Origin of the sequence: Gallaecimonas kandeliae (assembly GCF_030450055.1) — a bacterium.
GTDB classification, from domain to species: Bacteria; Pseudomonadota; Gammaproteobacteria; order Enterobacterales; family Gallaecimonadaceae; genus Gallaecimonas; species Gallaecimonas kandeliae.
Genome location: NZ_CP118480.1, coordinates 3325556 through 3342618, shown reverse-complemented (window position 1 = coordinate 3342618; position 17063 = coordinate 3325556). Strand labels below are relative to the sequence as shown.

General features: G+C 64.9%; 16 protein-coding genes. 12 read left to right on the top strand and 4 right to left on the bottom strand.

Annotated elements, in window-relative coordinates; all coding sequences use genetic code 11:
- Positions 1–16 precede the first annotated feature (16 nt).
- Positions 17–580, top strand: a complete 564-nt coding sequence (locus tag PVT67_RS16515; protein WP_301495556.1) for an anthranilate synthase component II — start codon at positions 17–19, stop codon at positions 578–580.
- Here PVT67_RS16515 and PVT67_RS16510 read toward each other — a convergent pair.
- Positions 577–957 carry a DoxX family protein gene (locus PVT67_RS16510; protein WP_301495554.1) on the bottom strand — a complete coding sequence of 127 codons (381 nt, stop codon included), beginning with the start codon at positions 955–957 and terminating at the stop codon, positions 577–579. The two genes, PVT67_RS16515 and PVT67_RS16510, sit on opposite strands and share 4 nt — an antisense overlap.
- A 275-nt stretch (positions 958–1232) precedes the next feature.
- Here PVT67_RS16510 and PVT67_RS16505 point away from each other — a divergent pair, with 275 nt between their 5' ends.
- The 4 genes from PVT67_RS16505 (at position 1233) to PVT67_RS16490 (ending at position 5873) form a co-directional block, all read left to right on the top strand.
- Positions 1233–2450 carry an aspartate aminotransferase family protein gene (locus tag PVT67_RS16505; RefSeq protein WP_336407770.1) on the top strand — a complete coding sequence of 406 codons (1218 nt, stop codon included), beginning with the start codon at positions 1233–1235 and terminating at the stop codon, positions 2448–2450.
- 61 nt (positions 2451–2511) lie between these two features.
- Positions 2512–3537, top strand: a complete 1026-nt coding sequence (gene astA, locus PVT67_RS16500) for an arginine N-succinyltransferase (RefSeq protein ID WP_301495549.1) — start codon at positions 2512–2514, stop codon at positions 3535–3537.
- A gap of 3 nt (positions 3538–3540) precedes the next feature.
- A complete protein-coding gene (gene astD / locus PVT67_RS16495; RefSeq protein ID WP_301495547.1) occupies positions 3541–5001 on the top strand; it encodes a succinylglutamate-semialdehyde dehydrogenase in 1461 nt (486 codons plus the stop codon).
- 56 nt (positions 5002–5057) lie between these two features.
- Positions 5058–5873 (top strand): DUF1338 domain-containing protein, encoded by an 816-nt coding sequence (locus tag PVT67_RS16490; protein WP_301495545.1) that lies wholly within the window; start codon positions 5058–5060, stop codon positions 5871–5873.
- A gap of 41 nt (positions 5874–5914) precedes the next feature.
- Here PVT67_RS16490 and PVT67_RS16485 read toward each other — a convergent pair whose 3' ends face one another.
- Entirely contained in the window at positions 5915–6661 is a 747-nt protein-coding gene (locus tag PVT67_RS16485) for a substrate-binding periplasmic protein (RefSeq protein ID WP_301495543.1), read from the bottom strand.
- 111 nt (positions 6662–6772) lie between these two features.
- Here PVT67_RS16485 and PVT67_RS16480 point away from each other — a divergent pair, with 111 nt between their 5' ends.
- From PVT67_RS16480 to PVT67_RS16465, 4 genes are read left to right on the top strand one after another with little or no spacing between them, the layout of a single operon-like run.
- Positions 6773–7678 (top strand): AAA family ATPase, encoded by a 906-nt coding sequence (locus PVT67_RS16480; protein ID WP_301495541.1) that lies wholly within the window; start codon positions 6773–6775, stop codon positions 7676–7678.
- Positions 7675–8601, top strand: coding sequence for a DUF58 domain-containing protein (locus PVT67_RS16475; RefSeq protein WP_301495539.1), 927 nt, complete (start codon positions 7675–7677; stop codon positions 8599–8601). The genes PVT67_RS16480 and PVT67_RS16475 overlap by 4 nt, the downstream gene beginning before the upstream one ends.
- Complete coding sequence (locus PVT67_RS16470) at positions 8598–10541, top strand: transglutaminase TgpA family protein (protein ID WP_301495537.1); 1944 nt, start codon at positions 8598–8600, stop codon at positions 10539–10541. The genes PVT67_RS16475 and PVT67_RS16470 overlap by 4 nt, the downstream gene beginning before the upstream one ends.
- Positions 10538–12433, top strand: coding sequence for a GNAT family N-acetyltransferase (locus PVT67_RS16465; protein ID WP_301495535.1), 1896 nt, complete (start codon positions 10538–10540; stop codon positions 12431–12433). Before PVT67_RS16470 ends, PVT67_RS16465 begins: the two co-directional genes overlap by 4 nt.
- On the opposite strand, the gene crp is transcribed toward PVT67_RS16465, so the two are convergent.
- Complete coding sequence (crp, locus tag PVT67_RS16460) at positions 12418–13053, bottom strand: cAMP-activated global transcriptional regulator CRP (RefSeq protein WP_301495533.1); 636 nt, start codon at positions 13051–13053, stop codon at positions 12418–12420. The genes PVT67_RS16465 and crp overlap by 16 nt on opposite strands.
- Positions 13054–13202: 149 nt before the next feature.
- On the opposite strand from crp, the gene PVT67_RS16455 reads away from it, so the two are divergent.
- Positions 13203–13610, top strand: a complete 408-nt coding sequence (locus PVT67_RS16455) for an OsmC family protein (RefSeq protein ID WP_301495531.1) — start codon at positions 13203–13205, stop codon at positions 13608–13610.
- A gap of 255 nt (positions 13611–13865) precedes the next feature.
- The gene (gene speD, locus PVT67_RS16450) at positions 13866–14675 is read left to right on the top strand and encodes an adenosylmethionine decarboxylase (protein WP_301495529.1); all 810 of its coding nucleotides are present in this window, start codon (positions 13866–13868) and stop codon (positions 14673–14675) included.
- A 39-nt stretch (positions 14676–14714) separates the two neighbouring features.
- On the opposite strand, the gene PVT67_RS16445 is transcribed toward speD, so the two are convergent.
- Positions 14715–15116 (bottom strand): NINE protein, encoded by a 402-nt coding sequence (locus PVT67_RS16445; RefSeq protein WP_301495527.1) that lies wholly within the window; start codon positions 15114–15116, stop codon positions 14715–14717.
- Positions 15117–15283: 167 nt separating this feature from the next.
- Between PVT67_RS16445 and PVT67_RS16440 the strand changes: the two genes are divergently transcribed.
- Positions 15284–17008, top strand: a complete 1725-nt coding sequence (locus tag PVT67_RS16440) for a DEAD/DEAH box helicase (RefSeq protein ID WP_301495525.1) — start codon at positions 15284–15286, stop codon at positions 17006–17008.
- Positions 17009–17063: the final 55 nt, after the last annotated feature.

The window sequence follows — 17063 nt, the reverse complement described above, 5'->3', positions numbered from 1 at the left end:
ATTGGTTGCCATATAAATGCTGCTGGTCATCGACAACTACGACTCCTTCACCTTCAACCTGGTCCAGTATTTTCAGGAGCTGGGGCAGGAGGTGCTGGTCAAGCGTAATGACGAGCTGGACCTGGCGGACATAGCGGCGCTGACGCCGTCGCACCTGGTGATCTCCCCTGGCCCCTGCAGCCCCGACCAGGCCGGCATTTCCCTGGCCGCCATCGATCATTTCAAGGGCAGGTTGCCGATGCTGGGGGTCTGCCTTGGGCACCAGGCCATGGCCCAGGCCCTGGGAGGCAAGGTGGTGCGGGCACCCCAGGTGATGCATGGCAAGACCAGCGCCATCCGCCATGACGGCAGCGGCCTCTTCGAGGGCTTGCCCGAACCCCTCACCGTCACCCGTTACCATTCCTTGCTGGTGGAAAGGCAGGGCCTGCCTGCCGAGCTGGAGGTCAACGCCTGGACGGAAGAGGGGCTCATCATGGGCTTTCGCCATGGCGACTGGGCCCTACACGGGGTGCAGTTCCATCCCGAAGCCATACTGACCGAAGCTGGCCACCAGCTGCTGGCCAACTTCCTGGCCCTCTAATCCTTCTGCCTTTTGGCGTCCAGGCTCCATGGGCCGGCGCCATGGGCCATCAGCATCAGGAAACCGCCGGCCATGGCCAGGTTCTTGAGGAACATGATCTGCTGGGTTTGATCGCCACCGCTGTGGAAGATAAGGGCCGTGGCGATGGAGAACAGGGCCAAAGCCAGGGCTGTCCAGCGGGTGAAGTAGCCCAGTACCAGCAAAATGCCGCCGCCCAGCTCCAGCAGTATCACCAGTGGCAGCATGGAGCCGGGCAGGCCCATGTGTTCCATATAGCCCTGGGTGCCGGCGTAGGCGGTTATCTTGCCGAAGCCGGAAAGGATGAAGATGGCGGCCAACAATATGCGCCCCAAAAGGGGCACCAGGGGGTGGTTCATTTGCTTATCCTCCAAGGGTTTTCATCAGTCTAGTCAAGGACTTTGCAAACGCATTTTTACCGTCCTGTTATCGAATTAACCCCGCCAATGTTTCATTATCTTTGATAAGCAAAGTTTTTTGCGACAATCAGTCCCACAGTACATCTAACGGTAAGATGGGCACAGGCAGTGCCCGGCCAGTTCAAACATAAAGGCGTCTGCCGTCATTGGCGTGCTGGTCTTTCAGTCCGGTCCTAGTCCGCCCCTGCACGCCCAACCCATTGGAGAAACTAACCATGTCAGAGCATATGTCAGTCAGCCGTGCCACTTTCGACGAAGTCATGGTCCCCAACTACAACCCTGCCGCCATCATCCCGGTGCGCGGCCTGGGCACCCGTGTCTGGGACCAGCAAGGTAAGGAATACGTGGATTTTGCCGGTGGTATCGCCGTCAACGTCCTGGGTCACTGCCACCCGGCCCTGGTGTCCGCCCTCAAGGAACAGGGTGAGAAGCTCTGGCACCTGTCCAACACCATGACCAACGAGCCGGCCCTGCGCCTGGCCAAGAAGCTCACCGACGCCACCTTCGCCGACCGCGTCTACTTCGCCAACTCCGGTGCCGAAGCCAACGAGGCCGCCTTCAAGCTGGCCCGCCGCTACGCCCTGGACCACCATGGCGAAGGCAAGGACCAGATCATCGCCTTCAACAAGAGCTTCCACGGCCGTACCTTCTTCACCGTGACCGTCGGCGGCCAAGCCGCCTACTCCGACGGCTTCGGTCCCAAGCCCGGCGCCATCGACCACCTGGATTTCAACGACCTGGCCGCCCTGGAAGCGCTGATGAGCGACAAGACCTGCGCCGTGGTCATGGAACCCATGCAGGGCGAAGGCGGCATCATCCCCGCCGACCAGGCCTTCATCGAAGGCGTGCGCGCCCTCTGTGACAAGCACAACGCCCTGCTGATCTTCGACGAAGTGCAGACCGGCGTCGGCCGTACCGGCCACCTCTACGCCTACCAGAAGTACGGCGTGACCCCTGACATCCTGACCTCCGCCAAGTCCTTGGGCGGCGGCTTCCCCATCGGCGCCATGCTGACCACAGCCGCCATTGCCGCCAGCCTGAAAGTGGGCACCCACGGTTCCACCTACGGCGGCAACCCCCTGGCCTGCGCCGTGGCCGAAGCGGCCCTGGACGTGGTCAACACCCCCGCCGTGCTGGACGGTGTCAAACAGCGTGAAGCCTGGTTCCGTGAGCACCTGGACGCCATCAATGCCAAGTACAAGGTCTTTAAGGAAGTCCGTGGCATGGGCATGCTGCTGGGCGCCGTGCTGAGCGACGACTTCAAAGGCCGTGCCCGCGACTTCCTGAACGCCGCCGTCGACGAGCAGCTGATGGTGCTGGTGGCCGGCATGGACGTGGTCCGTTTCGCCCCCTCCCTGGTGATCAGTGAAGAAGACATCAAGGAAGGCATGGCCCGTTTCGAGCGCGCCGTCGCCAAAGTGGTCGGCGCCTGAGCCGACTTGGGCGGCCTGCGGGCCGCCCTTGTGACTCAAATCTCAATTTAAGGAGCCATCTATGCTGGTCATTCGTCCCATCGCCAGCCGAGATCTGGGCGCCCTGCTGCGCATCGCCGAGGAATCCGGCGTCGGCTTTACCTCCTTGCCCGTCAACGAAGAGCGGCTGGCGGCCAAGATCGCCTATTCCGAAGCCTCTTTCGCCCTGGGCGACGATGAGTGCCAAAGCGGTGAGCAAGGCTACCTGCTGGTCATGGAAGACACCGACACCGGGGAAGTGGTGGGTACCACGGCCCTGGAGGCCAGGGTAGGGCAGTCTGACGCCTTCTGGCACTACCACCTGGGCAGTGCCGTGCACTCTTCCCCCGGCCTCGGCGTGCATAAAGAGCACAAGACCCTGAGCCTGTGTAACGACTACTCTGGGGTGTCCGAGCTTTGCACCCTCTTCTTGAGCGAAAGCCATCGCCAGGGCCATAACGGCCGCTTGTTGTCCAAGTGCCGCTTCCTGTTCCTGGCCGAGTTCCGCGACCGCTTCGCCGACATCATCATCGCCGAGATGCGCGGTGTGTCCGACGAGCAGGGTCATTCCCCCTTCTGGGCCTGGCTCGAAGAACACTTCTTCGACATGGAATTCCCCCAGGCTGACTACCTGTCCGGCCTTGGCAAGAAGACCTTCATCGCCGAGCTGATGCCCCGCCACCCCGTCTACGTGGCCATGCTGCCCAAGGCGGCCCAGGGCGTCATAGGCGAGGTCCATGACAAGACCAGGCCGGCCCTCAAGCTGCTCACCACAGAGGGCTTCCGCTGGCGCGGTTACGTGGACATCTTCGATGCCGGCCCCACCGTCGAGTGCGACATCGACCATATCAAGGCCATCCGCGAGAGCGAGCGGGTGCAGGTGCTGATCGGCGATACCAGCGACGGCGTCAAGACCATGGTGTCCAACACCGACATTCAGAATTTCCGCTGCACCCTGGCCAGCGCCCTGCACCGCAAGGGCGACTTGGTGCTGGACCAGGCCACCGCCGACGCCCTGGGCGTCAAGTCCGGTGACTGGGTGCGCGCCATTGCATTCGAGAAGGAGTAAGGCATGAACCAATTCATCAACGGCCAGTGGCTGGCCGGCGAAGGCCAGCCCTTTCAATCCCATAACCCCGCCGACGGCTCCGTGATCTGGGAAGGCCGCAGCGCCAGCCCGGCCCAGGTGGACGCCGCCATCAAAGCCGCTCGCGGTGCCTTCGTGGCCTGGGCCGACATGAGCCTGGAAGAGCGCCTGGCCATCATCACCGCCTTCGGTGAGCAGCTCAAAGCCAACCAGGAAGCCCTGGCCCACACCATCGCCGAAGAGACCGGCAAGCCTTTCTGGGAAACCAAGACCGAAGTGGCGGCCATGATCGGCAAGATCGCCATCTCCACCCGCGCCCACGCCGAGCGTACCGGCCTGGTGGAGAACGACGCCGCCGGCGCCAAGGCCTTCATCCGCCACAAGCCCCACGGCGTGGTGGCGGTGTTCGGCCCCTACAACTTCCCGGGCCACCTGCCCAACGGCCACATGGTGCCCGCCCTTATCGCCGGCAACACTGTAGTGTTCAAGCCGTCCGAGCTGACCCCCAAGACGGCAGAGGAAACCCTCAAGCTGTGGGAAAAGGCCGGCCTGCCCGCTGGCGTCATCAACCTGGTGCAGGGTGAAGTGGAAACCGGCAAGGCCCTGGCCGGCCACACCGGCCTCGACGGCCTCTTCTTCACCGGCTCTTCCAACACCGGCCACATACTGCACAAGCAGTTCGGCGGCCAGCCCGAGAAGATCCTGGCCCTGGAGATGGGCGGCAACAACCCGCTGATCGTCCGCGAGGTGGCCGAGATCAAGGGCGCCGTGCACGAGATACTGCAATCCGGCTACATCTCTTCCGGCCAGCGCTGCACCTGTGCCAGGCGCCTCTTCGTGCCCAAGGGCGCGCAGGGCGACGCCCTGGTGGCCGAACTCACCAAGGCCGTGGCGGCCATCAAGGTCGGTGGCCAGTTCGACGCCGAACAGCCCTTCATGGGCCCGCTGATCTCCGAAAGGGCGGCCCTCGGCATGGTGGCGGCCCAGCAGAAGCTGGTGGAACTGGGTGGCAAGGTGCTGGTGGAACTCAAGCATCTCAAAGCCGGCAGCGGTTTTGTGAGCCCGGGTTTGATCGATGTCACGGCAATAGCCCAGCTGCCTGATGAAGAATACTTCGGGCCCCTGGTCCAGCTGGTGCGCTATGACGACTTCGACGCCGCCATAGCCCAGGCCAACGCTACCCGCTACGGCCTGTCCGCTGGCCTGCTGTCCGACAGCCGCGCCGACTGGGAGTATTTCTTCCGTCGTATCCGCGCTGGCATCGTCAACTGGAACAAGCAGACCACCGGTGCCTCAGGTGCCGCCCCCTTCGGCGGTATCGGTGCCTCCGGCAACCACAGGCCCAGCGCTTACTACGCCGCCGACTACTGTGCCTACCCGGTGGCCAGCGTCGAGGCCGAAGCCGTCAGCATGCCGGCCAGCCTGGCCCCAGGCCTGAGCCTGTAAGAGACAGCATGACGGCAGCCTTTTGGCTGCCGTCCTTACAATCACGCGAGGTTTTTATGCACAAGGACATCAATACCCTTTTTGACAACCTCTGGAAGAACTATCTCGAGGTCACTCCCAGCGCCGCCAAGGTGCACCAGCTGCTGGCCAGCTCCGAGCAGGGCGACGACATCATCAACGACCATATCGCCTTCCGTACCTTCAACCTGCCCAAGGTAGGCCTGGAGAAGCTGGCCGCCCACTTCCTGGCCCTGGGCTACGAGCAGAAGGGTGAATACCACTTCGAGGCCAAGAAGCTCTACGCCAAGCACTTCGAGCACCCCGACGCCACCCAGCCCAAGGTGTTCATCTCCGAGCTGCTGGTGGAAAAGTGCAGCCCCGAGCTGCAGGCCCTGGTCAATAAGATGGTGGATCAGGTGGACGAGGCCAGCGTGACCGCCGACAACTTCCTCTACTCCGGCACCCAGTGGCAGGTTTCCCATGAGGACTACCTCAAGCTGCTGGAAGAGAGCGAGTACGCGGCCTGGATGGCGGCCTACGGCTACCGCGCCAACCACTTCACGGTGTCCATCAACCACCTGAAGAACTTCGAGACCATCCAGGCCGTCAACCAGGCCCTCAAGGATGCCGGTTTCGTGCTGAACAGCTCAGGCGGCGAGATCAAGGGCAGCCCCGAAGTCTGCCTGGAGCAGTCCTCCACCATGGCGGACAAGGCCAGCGTCCACTTCAGCGACGGCGACTTCGCCATCCCCAGCTGCTTCTACGAGTTCGCCCTGCGCTATCCCCTGGCCAACGGCGAGCTGTACACCGGCTTCGTGGCCGCCAGCGCCGACAAGATCTTCGAGAGCACCAACGTTCAGTGCAACGCCTGAGCTGGATGCCATGAAAAAGGGCCGCTGTAGCGGCCCTTTTTTTATTCGACGTCGTATTTTTTCTTCAACTCCTGCCACTGGCCTGTCTTGATCAGCTCCAGGCGGCCTTGGTTGAGCCAGGTGACGAGGTTGGCGTCCCCTTCCTTGTTGGAACAGGCCACATAAAGCGGCACTGGGTCGGCGAAGTGGCCCACGTCACGGATGGCTTTCTCCAGGCCGTGCGCCTTGATGTACTGGGCCATGGTGGCTTCGGGGGCGGCGATGACGTCCACCTCGCCCATGCGCAGCCGGCGCACCAGCTCATCCATGCCATCGGCTTCCGGCACCAGGATCAGCTGCTTGGGCTTGGGCTTGAGGGTGGCCAGGGGCTTCAGGGCCGCCTCCATGCGCGAGTCCTTGATCACTGCCACCCGGCGCATGCCGAAGCTGTTGAGATCTTCGTACTTCATGGGGTCGGTGGGGCGCACGTAGAGGTGGGGGGACATCACAGTCCAGGGATCCCGGGTGAAGTTGAGTTCCGGGGCCTCTGTGGGGTGTATGCCCAGCAGGCAGTCGTAGACGCCCCTGTCGGCACCGGAGATCATGGCGTTCCAGGGCACGACGTTGTAGCTGACGTCGGTCTGGTGCTGGGCGAAGATGGCCTTGGCGGCTTCGATGAAGAAGCCCGGGTGGTCGCTGTCCGGGGTGCCGTTGTAGGGATAGCCATCATACCCCCTCAGCCGCAGCTCGCCCGCCTGGGTCAGGCCTGCTGCCAGCATCAACACCAGGGGGAATAGTCTTTTTTTCATCTTGTTACTCCTTGAGCCACTGGTCAGCTTTATCTTAGGCGAAGCGAAGCTGCCTTGGTACTTTGAAATGAAAGGCTTAGGCTTAATAAAAAGTCCCAAGAGGTTGCTTGCGTGTCCCTGTCCAACCGGATCCTCCACCAGCTCAATGCCGTCATCCTCGGCAAGGAGCAACCCGTGCGCCTGGCGCTCTGTTGCCTGCTGTCTCGCGGCCACCTGCTGATCGAGGATCTGCCGGGTACCGGCAAGACCACCCTGTCCCATGCCCTGGCCGCCACCCTGGGGCTGGACTACCAGAGGGTGCAGTTCACCTCCGACATGCTGCCGGCCGACCTTATCGGCGTCTCCATCTACCGCCAGGACCAGGGCCATTTCGACTTCCAGCCCGGGCCCCTGTTCAGCCAGGTGCTGTTGGCGGACGAGATCAACCGCGCCAGCCCCAAGACCCAGAGCGCCCTGCTGGAGGCCATGGCCGAGGGCCAGGTCAGCGTCGACGGCCATACTTATGGCCTGCCGGCCCCCTTCTTCGTCATCGCCACCCAGAACCCGGTGGATCAGGCCGGCACCTATCCGTTGCCCGAGTCCCAGATGGACAGGTTCACCATGCGCATCACCCTGGGTTTCCCGCCCATGGAGGCGGAGCGGCGGCTGCTGCGGGGCGAGGCCCTGGAGCACCAGGGGCTGGCGGCGTTGCTGGACGCCGAGCAACTGGCGGCCCTTCAAGCCGAGGTGGACGCCGTCAAGGCCTCGGACGATCTCCTTGGTTACCTGCTGGCCCTGCTGGCGGCCAGCCGCCGCCTGGCGGACGTGCCCAGGCCCCTGTCGCCCAGGGCCGGCAAGGCCATATTGGCGGCGGCCAAGGCCTGGGCCTGGCTGGCCGGGCGCGACTATGTGCTGCCCGAAGACATACAGGCGGTCTTCCCCAGCGTGGCCGAGCACCGCCTGAGCCCGGTGGCCCAGGGCGGCGAAAAGGCCTATGCCCAGCTGGTGCTGGCGGCCGTGGACCCCGTCTTGTCATGAGGCAGGATCTCTGGCGACGTTTCTTGAGCCGGCGCCAGCCCGCCGCGCCCCAGAGCCGGCTGTCCAACGCCAATATCTACATCTTGCCAACCCCTTTCGGTTACGCCTTCCTGGTGGCGGTGGCGGCCATCTTCCTCCTGGGTACCAACTACCAGAACAACCTGGTGCTGCTGCTGGCCTTCTTCCTGATCAGCCTCTTCACCACCAGCATGTACCTCACCCACCGCAACCTGACCGGCCTCAAGTTGAGCCGCCTGGCCCTCCAGCCCCAGGCGGCGGGGGACGACCTGCGCCTGCCGGTACAGGCCGAGGGCCGCGGCCACTGGGCCATAGAGCTGCGCTACGGCAAGGGCCCGGTGCGCCAAATCGACGTCAAGGGGCTGGCGCGGATGACGCTGCTGGCACCGCCCGGCAAGCGGGGCCGCCACAGGCCGGGGCGGCTGACGGTGGCCTGCCGCTATCCCCTGGGGCTGTTCAGGGCCTGGAGCCACCCGGATCTCGACCAGGAGCTGCTGCTCTATCCCAGGCCGGAGCCCTGGTCAGGCGTCCCCCATGCCGAAGACGACGAAGGGGAGCAGGCCAGGGAACGCCAGGGGGAGAGCGACTGGCAGGGGCTCAAGAGCTACCAGCAGGGTGAGTCCTTGCGGCAGGTGGCCTGGAAGCAGCTGGCCCAGGGGCGGGGCATGTGGTCCAAGCAATTTGCGAGCCCGGCCCAGGACAGCCGCTGGCTGCGGCTTAAGGCGGTGCCGGGCCGGGATCTGGAACAGCGGCTGGCCAGGCTGGCCTGGCAGGTGCTGGATGCCAGCCGCCGCCAGGAGCTGTTTGGCCTGGATCTCGGCACCCTCAAGGTGGAGCTGGGTACGGGCAGCGCCCACCGGGACCAATGCCTGGCTGCCCTGGCCTGCTTTGGGGAGGCGCCATGAGGTGGTACCTGCCCAGGCCTACCCTGGTACTGCTGATCGTCGCCCAGCTCGGCGCCGTGCTGCCCAACTGGAGCCAGGTGGGGCCGGTGCTGGTGGTGCTGAACCTCTTCTGCCTGGCCTGGTGCGCCGGCATCTGCCTGGGCCGCTTCGGCCAGCCGCCGCGTTGGCTGCTGGTGACCCTGGCCCTGGGGGGCGCTGGGGCCCTGGCCATCACCTTGCCGGGCAAGGGGCTTTACCTCGCCATGGTCTCCCTGCTGGTGCTGGGCTACAGCCTCAAGGTGCTGGAGATCAAGGCGCCCCGGGACCTCCACGCCCTGGTGCTGTTCGGCCTCTTCCTGCTGGCCACCGACCTGGTGCGCTACCAGTCCATGGCCATGACCCTCTACCTGCTGCTGGCAGCCCTGGTGCAGCTGGCGGTGCTGCTAAGCCTGTTCGGGGTACGCAGGGCGCGGCACCTGGCCGCCACCTTGGGGCGCATGAGCCTCCTGAGCCTGCCGCTGATGCTGCTGCTGTTCCTGCTGCTGCCGCGGCTCGGGCCTTTGTGGAAGATGCCGGATGCGGGCCTCGGCAGCACAGGGTTGTCCGACAGCCTGAGCCCGGGGGACATCTCCAAGCTGGCCCAGTCCACGGCCCTGGCGTTTCGCGCCGAGCTGCCCTGGCATCCCAATGGCACCAGCCTCTACTGGCGGGCCCTGACGCTGGAAGTCTTCGACGGCCGTGCCTGGCACCAGGCGGATTTTCGTAAAAGCGAGGAAGAACATCCGGCCAGGCCCAAGCCGCCCCAGGGCCGCGACTGGCGCCTGATGAGCGAGCCCAGCAGCAGGCCCTGGCTGCCGGTGCTGGACGGCTCCCTGCCGTTGTCGCCCGGCCTCGGTTACACGGGGGACAGGCGGGTGGTGGCCGACAAGCCCCTGGCCAGGACGGAGTCTTTTCGGCTGCGGCTGGCGACCCCGGCCAGGGGCCGCGAGCTGCCCGGGGTGCTGGCTATCAACAAGCTGCTGCCCCCGCAAGGCAATCCCAGGGCCAGGGCCCTGGCCCAGACGCTTCGCCACCGCTATAAAGACGACGCCGCCCTGGCCGCCGCCGTCAACAGCCGCTTTGCCGACTCCGCTTACCACTACAGCCTGGCGCCACCAGCCCTGCCGGATAACGTCATAGACCGTTTCCTGTTCGAGACCCACACCGGCTTCTGTGGCCACTACGCCTCGGCCATGGCTTTCCTGCTACGGGCCGCCGGCATTCCGGCCCGGGTGGTGGCCGGCTACCAGGGCGGGCAGTACAGCCCTGAAGGGGACTTCTACGCCCTCTACCAGTACGACGCCCACGCCTGGGTGGAGGCCTGGCTGCCGGCCACCGGCTGGACCCGTTTCGACCCCACGGCCCAGGTCTCCCCCGAACGCATCGACAGGGGCTTCGAGGGCCTGGCCAGCGACCCGGCCTTCAGCAAGGGGGGCAACTGGCTATGGCGGCTCAAGCAGCAGCCGGCCCTGCGCTGGCTGCGCTACCAGGCGGCGCTGATGGACTACCGCTGGCAGCGCTGGGTGCTGAACTACGACAGCGGCCGACGCGACGCCCTGCTCTCGGCCCTGCTGGGCACCAGCGACTGGCTGCCGGCGGCGCTGCTGTTCGGCGGCCTGCTGCTGGCCTTCCTGCTGGCGCTGCACTGGTGGAGCGGCAGGGACAGGCGGCCGGCAACGGGGCCGGCGGCCCGCCTCTACCTCAAGGGCTGCAAGCGCCTGGGCTTGGCGCGCCGGGCCGGGGAAAGCCCGGAGGCCTATGCGCTGCGGGTGGCGGACAGCTTTCCGGCCCTGGCCAGCCAGTGGAACCGCGTCACCGGCCTCTACCAGCAGCTCAGGTACGGCGGCGCCGATCCGGGCCGCCTCGATGAGCTGAAAAGGCTGGTGCGGGCCCTGCCCAGATCCGCCAGAATAGCGCCATGAAAGACGCCCAATCCCTCTGGCAAGACGCCAAGGCCGCCTGGCAACGCCGGCTGCTGCTGCTGACCTGCCCTCCCGACCAGGCCCGTGCCCAGGCCAAGGCCCTGGCAGCCCAGGCCCAAAACGCCCTCTGGCTGGGGCCGGACGGCCTGAGCCCGGCCCAGGCCCGCCACAAGCTCGGCAGCGAGTGCGACCTGCTGGTGGTGGACTGGCATGACGGCATCGCCCTCGATGCCCTGGGCGCCTTGGCCGGCTGCCTGACCGGCGGCGGCCTGCTGGTGTTGCTGAGCCCGCCCTTGGATGAACTGGCCGCCCTGCACCCCCTGGGGGCCTGGCTGGCGGCGGGGCTGTCGGTCTTTCGCCAGCATGCCCCTGCCGGCGCCAACCCCCTGGCCGGGCTCACCCCGGACCAGCAGGAGGCCCTGGCCGCCGGCCTCAAGGTGCTGACCGGCCACCGCGGCCGCCCCCTGGTGCTGACGGCGGACAGGGGCCGCGGCAAGACGGCTGCGCTTGGCATGCTGGCGGCCGAGAGCCTCAAGCAGGGCCGCAGCCCAGTGCTGGTGACGGCGCCACGCGTCGAAGCCCTGGGCCCTTTGTTCGCCTTCGCCGAACAGGCCCTGCCCGGTGCGAGCAGGGAAGGGCTGAGCCTGGTCAGCGACTTGGGCCGTATCGACTTCTGGGCCCCGGATGCGCTGCTGGCCCAAAAGCCGGAAGGGGCCCTGCTGCTGGTGGACGAGGCCGCCGCCATCCCCACCCCCTTGCTGGACGCCCTGGCCGAGCACCACAAGCGGCTGGTGCTGTCCAGCACCTTGCACGGCTACGAGGGCTCGGGCCGGGGCTTTGCCCTGCGCTTCCTGCCCCGCCTCAAGGCCCTTTACCCCGATACGAGGGAGCTGCACCTGAAGGCGCCGGTGCGCTGGGCCGCCGGCTGTCCTGTGGAGGCCCTTATCAACAGCCTGCTGCTGCTGGACGCCGAACCGCCGCAGCCCCAGCCCGGGCCCCTGGCCCTGCATTGGCTGGACGGCGCCGAGCTGGTGGCGAGGCCCCAGTGGCTGAAGGCGGTGATGGGGCTGCTGGTCAGCGCCCACTACCAGACCTCGCCTTCGGATATCCAGCACTGGCTCACCGACCCGGCCGTGTGTTTCGCCGTGGCCAGCAGCCAGGGCCAGGTGGCCGGGGTCATGGCCCTGGTGAGGGAAGGGGGCCTGGAACCGGCGCTTGCCAAGGCCGTCCACCAGGGCCAGCGCCGCCCCAAGGGGCACCTGGTGCTGCAATCGCTGAGCGCCCACCTGGGGCTGGCGGAGGCGCCGCTGCTGAAGGGGCTGAGGGTGATGCGCATCGCCACTGTGCAGCGCCGCCAGGGCATAGGCTCCTGGTTGCTGGAAGAACTGGAACGCCAGGCCCGGGAGTCGCTGCTGCTGGTGAGCTTTGCCGCCGACGCCGAGCTGCTGCGCTTCTGGCGCCGGGCCGGCTGGCGGCCACTGCGCCTGGGCCATAGCCTCGACGCCGCCTCGGGGCTCTTGTCGGTGATGATGGGCAAGGCCCTGGACGAGCGGGGCGAGGCGCTGCTGGCAAAGGCCCATGGCCGCTTCCTCGAGACTCTGCCTTGGCACAAGCCGCTGCCGCTCGAGCTTATCAACGGCCTCTACCTAGGGGCCGAGGGCCCTGAGCTTAGCGACTGGGACAGGAGCGATCTCGAGGCTTTCGCCAGGGGCAAGAGGCCGCCTGAAACCCTGGCCCTGGCGCTGTGGCGCCTGGCCTGGGGTTGGGCGGCGGAGGGGGATTGCCCCGAGTTATTGCTGGCCCTGGCGGCGGGCCTGGAACTGGCGGAGCTGGGCCCGCGCAAGGCGGTGCTGGCCGAACTCCGCGAATGGGTGGCTCAGCGGGTGCCGTAAACCACTATGGTCTTGCCGCGGGCGTGGATCAGGCTCTGCTCTTCGAGCATCTTCAGCACCCGGCCCACCGTCTCGCGGGAGCAGCCGACGATCTGGCCTATCTCCTGGCGGGTGATCTTGATCTGGTGGCCGTCGGGGTGGGTCAGGGCATCGGGCTGCTTGGCCAGGTTCAGCAAGGTCTGGGCGATGCGGCCGGCCACGTCCAGGAAGGCGAGATCGCCGACCTTACGGCTGGTGGAGCGGATGCGCTTGGCCATCTGGGTGCTGACCCGCAACAGGATCTCGGGGTCCTGCTGGATGATCTGGCGGAATTTCTGGTAGCTCACTTCCGCTATCTGGCACTGGCTCTTGGTGCGGATCCAGGCGGTGCGCACCGGATCCTCCTCGAAGAAACCCAGCTCACCGAAGAAGTCCCCCTGGTTGAGGTAGGAGAGGATCATCTCCTTGCCTTCGTCGTCCTTGATCAGCACCACTACCGAGCCTTTGACCACGTAATAGAGGGTGTCGGCCTTTTCCCCCTGATGGATGATGGGGGCCTTGGCGCCGTACTGCTTGACGTGGCAGTGGGACAGAAACCTTTCGAGCACCGGATCGGGCTGTACTCGATTGAGGATTGCCATGGTATCGCCTCGCTTCTACCCATTGAATTTTTGGACGTTATCACACTTTGGCAGGGTCATAGAGAGGCATCAAGTACAAATTGATCCTTTAAAAGAGGGCACCATGTGGTATCTTTGCGCCCACTTTGGTCAGCGGCACGGATCCGAGCATGATAGCGACGGTGAAATGGTTGGACGGCATGCGCTTCGTTGGCACCAGCGAAAGCGGCCATGCGATGGTGATGGACGGCGACAACCCGGGTACGGGTCCTAGCCCCATGGAGATGATACTGATGGCCGTTGGCGGCTGCAGTTCCGTCGACGTGGTGTCCATACTCCAGAAAGCCCGCCAGGACGTGCAAAGCTGCGAAGTGGAGATCAAGGGCACCCGGGCCGACGACATTCCCCGGGTTTTCACCGAGATCGAGCTGGTGTTCGTGATCACCGGCCGCGAGGTTCAGGCCAAGCACGTGGAACGTGCCGTCAACCTGTCCATGGAAAAATACTGTTCGGTGTCGAAGATGCTGGAAAAGGCCACCCCGGTGCGCCACAGCTTCAGGATCGTCGACCTCCCGTAACCTGGCGCCTCGCTACAGGCGTCTGACCGCAACTTGCCCGGAGGGCGGGTTGCGGCGTCGTTGTTTCCGGCTTGGGCCGGCGCAGCGGAACAACGAATGCATATCAAGGCGCTTCAATGCTTTAGCGCCTCGACATGCAGGTCGATGATGGCCCTGCAAAGCCGCCCGGCGGCAAGCTGTCAGGTCCCACGCCCGGGGGTGGGGCCCGTGTTCATAGAGGCCGCCAGGCGGCCAGGTAGGTGAGGAATCCGATAAGTGGAAGAGTCCAAGCTCAAGCTGCACGGCTTTAACAATCTGACCAAGAGCCTTAGTTTCTGTCTGTATGACATCTGTTATGCCAAGACAGAGCAGCAGCGCCAGGAATACATCGAGTACATTGATGAGCAGTACAACGCGGATCGTCTGACCGACATCCTGACCGAGGTCTGCGACATCATCGGTGCCAATATCCTGAATGTGGCCCGCCAGGACTACGACCCCCAGGGTGCATCCGTCACCATACTGGTGTCCGAAGAGCCCCTCAAGGACTCCCAGAAAGTGGACACCTCCGAGAAGCCGGGCCCCCTGCCCAGCGACTCCGTCGTGGCTCACCTCAACAAGTCCCACATCTGCGTGCATACCTATCCGGAGATCCACCCGGACGACGGTATCTGCACCTTCAGGGCGGACATCGAAGTGTCCACCTGCGGCGTCATTTCACCGCTCAAGGCCCTGAACTACCTGATCCACACCCTGGAATCCGACATCGTCACCGTCGACTACCGGGTCCGTGGCTTCACCCGTGACGTGCGCGGCACCAAGCACTACATCGACCACGAGATCAACTCCATCCAGAACTTCCTGTCCCAGGACACCAAGGACATGTTCCAGATGCTGGACGTGAACATGTACCAGGAGAACATCTTCCACACCAAGATGATGCTCAAGGAGTACGACCTCGACCACTACCTGTTCGGCATGTCCAAGAAGGACCTGACCGGCATCGAGGTGGAAGAGATCACCGAGAAGCTGTGGAAGGAAATGCAGGAGATCTACTACGGTCGCAACCTGCCGGACGTGAAGTAAAGAGAACGGGGCCTTGGCCCCGTTTTTTTATGGCCGCCCTCAGCGGCGGTACTGGGCGTTCTTCATGGAGATCTGGTCGTTGAGGGTCCAGAAGTCGTAGAGCACCCCTATGCCGCACAGGCCCAGGGTCAGCAGGTAGAGGATGCCGGTGAAGACCTTGCCCTGGTAGAAGCGGTGGATGCCGAAGACGCCCAGGAAGGTCAGGAAGATCCAGGCGATGTTGTAGTCGATGGGGCCGGGGTTGAAGCGCTGGTCCGCCTCGCGGTCCATGCCGGGGATCAGGAAGAGGTCGATCAGCCAACCGATACCCAGCAACCCAAAGGTGAAGAACCAGACGGTACCCGACACCGGTTTACCGTAGTAAAAACGGTGGGAACCGGTGAAGCCGAAGATCCACAGCAGGTAGCCAAAAAGTTTGGAATGCGTATCCGCAGGTTGCATAAAAACGTCCTTTTTACCTTTTGTTAAAGAGTGCCGTAGCCAGCTGAAGGACATTCTAAAAAAAATGCCCGCTGCGCAAAAAATACCCGTATAATGCGCGGCCTTTCACGCCACAGAGAGCCGCTATGTCCGCGACCTTTACAGAGCTTTCCTTGCCCCAGCCGCTTATGCAAGCCCTGGATGATCTGGGTTTCCAAACTCCCTCACCCATTCAGGCCAGTTGCATCCCGCTGCTTTTGGAAGGTCGCGACGTACTCGGTATAGCCCAGACCGGCACCGGCAAGACAGCCGCCTTCGGCCTGCCGCTGCTGGCCAACGTCGACACCAGCCTGGGCCTGCCCCAGCTGCTGCTGCTGGCCCCCACCCGTGAGCTGGCCCAGCAGGTTGCCGCCGCCCTCATCGACTTCGGCCGTTACATGCCCGGCCTGAAAGTGGTGACCCTCTACGGTGGCGCCCCCTTCGGTCCCCAGAAGATGGACCTGCGCCGCGGCGCCCAGGTCGTGGTGGCCACCCCCGGCCGCATGATCGACCACCTGGATCGTGGCTCCCTGACCCTGGACTCCATCAAAGCCGTGGTGCTGGACGAAGCGGACGAGATGCTGCGCATGGGCTTCATCGAAGACGTGGAGCGCATCCTCAGCGAAACCCCGGCCGAGCGCCAGACAGCCCTCTTCTCCGCCACCCTGCCGCCGATGATCCGCAACCTCGTCAACAAGTTCATGGGCGACTACCAGGAAGTCAAAGTCTCGGCCCCGGCCCAGACCGTTGACCGCATCACCCAGAAAGGCCTGATGGTGTTCGAAGAACACAAGCCGGCCGTGCTGACCCGTGTCCTGGAAGCGGAAGACTTCGACGCCGCCATCATCTTCGCCCGTACCAAGGACGCCACCACCACCCTGGCTGAGCACCTCAACCAGAACGGCTTCAAGGCCACCGCCATGAACGGTGACCTGGGCCAGCGTGAGCGTGAAGCCGCCGTCGAGGCCCTCAAAGACGGCCGCCTGGACATAGTGGTAGCCACAGACGTGGCCGCCCGCGGCCTGGACGTGGAGCGTATCGGCCTGGTGGTGAACTACGACATCCCCCGTGAGCCCGACGCCTACGTACACCGTATCGGCCGTACCGGCCGCGCCGGCCGCACCGGCACCGCCGTGCTGCTCTACACCCCCCGCGAGCGCATGCTGCTGAGCCGCATCGAGAAGGTGACCCGCCAGAAGGTGGACGTCATCACCCTGCCGGACCGTGACGCCGTCTTCGAACGCCGCGTCGGCAAGCTCAAGGACAACCTGGCCGCCGCCGAGCGCGAAGACCGCCTGGCCCTGGTCGCCCGCCTGGGCGAAGAGCTGGAACTGAGCCCGGCCGAACTGGCCGCCGCCCTGCTGGCCCAGCTGGAGCAGTTCCAGCCCCTGGCCGTGGGCGCCGATCCCAAGATGCCCAGCGAGCGTGGCCCCCGTGACGACCGCCCCCGCCGCGAGTTCGACCGCAACGACCGCCGTGAGCGCTTCGGCGACCGCGAGCGTTCCGGCGAGCGCCGTTTCGAGCGCAAGGGTGAGCGCTTCGGTGAACGCTCCGGCGAGCGCCGTTTCGAGCGTAATGACCGTGCCGGCGCCGACCGTGCCGGTGACGACAAGCCGCGCCGCGAGCGTCCCAGCATGGACATGGTGGCCTACCGCCTGGAAGTGGGTCGCAGCCACGGCGCCACTCCGCGCCACATCGTCGGCGCCATCGCCAACGAGGCCAAGATCAGCTCCAAGTACATTGGCCAGATCAAGATCCACGACGAGCACAGCGTGGTGATGCTGCCCACCGGCATGCCCAAGGACATCGAGAGCCAGTTCCAGCGGGTCTACATCTGCTCCAGGCCCATGAAGCTGCGCCAGCTGGATGCCTGAGTCTGAGTTGAAATGAAAAACCCCGCTGATGCGGGGTTTTTTGTATCTGTGCGAC

What these genes read in the sequence shown, in the direction of transcription:
- crp (WP_301495533.1), bottom strand. Translation starts at nt 13,053, where the DNA reads ATGGCAATCCTCAATCGAGTACAGCCCGATCCGGTGCTCGAAAGGTTT.
- PVT67_RS16455 (WP_301495531.1), top strand. Translation starts at nt 13,203, where the DNA reads ATGATAGCGACGGTGAAATGGTTGGACGGCATGCGCTTCGTTGGCACC.
- PVT67_RS16510 (WP_301495554.1), bottom strand. Translation starts at nt 957, where the DNA reads ATGAACCACCCCCTGGTGCCCCTTTTGGGGCGCATATTGTTGGCCGCC.
- astD (WP_301495547.1), top strand. Translation starts at nt 3,541, where the DNA reads ATGAACCAATTCATCAACGGCCAGTGGCTGGCCGGCGAAGGCCAGCCC.
- PVT67_RS16475 (WP_301495539.1), top strand. Translation starts at nt 7,675, where the DNA reads ATGAGGCAGGATCTCTGGCGACGTTTCTTGAGCCGGCGCCAGCCCGCC.
- PVT67_RS16515 (WP_301495556.1), top strand. Translation starts at nt 17, where the DNA reads ATGCTGCTGGTCATCGACAACTACGACTCCTTCACCTTCAACCTGGTC.
- PVT67_RS16440 (WP_301495525.1), top strand. Translation starts at nt 15,284, where the DNA reads ATGCAAGCCCTGGATGATCTGGGTTTCCAAACTCCCTCACCCATTCAG.
- PVT67_RS16465 (WP_301495535.1), top strand. Translation starts at nt 10,538, where the DNA reads ATGAAAGACGCCCAATCCCTCTGGCAAGACGCCAAGGCCGCCTGGCAA.
- PVT67_RS16470 (WP_301495537.1), top strand. Translation starts at nt 8,598, where the DNA reads ATGAGGTGGTACCTGCCCAGGCCTACCCTGGTACTGCTGATCGTCGCC.
- PVT67_RS16505 (WP_336407770.1), top strand. Translation starts at nt 1,233, where the DNA reads ATGTCAGAGCATATGTCAGTCAGCCGTGCCACTTTCGACGAAGTCATG.
- PVT67_RS16445 (WP_301495527.1), bottom strand. Translation starts at nt 15,116, where the DNA reads ATGCAACCTGCGGATACGCATTCCAAACTTTTTGGCTACCTGCTGTGG.
- astA (WP_301495549.1), top strand. Translation starts at nt 2,512, where the DNA reads ATGCTGGTCATTCGTCCCATCGCCAGCCGAGATCTGGGCGCCCTGCTG.
- PVT67_RS16490 (WP_301495545.1), top strand. Translation starts at nt 5,058, where the DNA reads ATGCACAAGGACATCAATACCCTTTTTGACAACCTCTGGAAGAACTAT.
- PVT67_RS16485 (WP_301495543.1), bottom strand. Translation starts at nt 6,661, where the DNA reads ATGAAAAAAAGACTATTCCCCCTGGTGTTGATGCTGGCAGCAGGCCTG.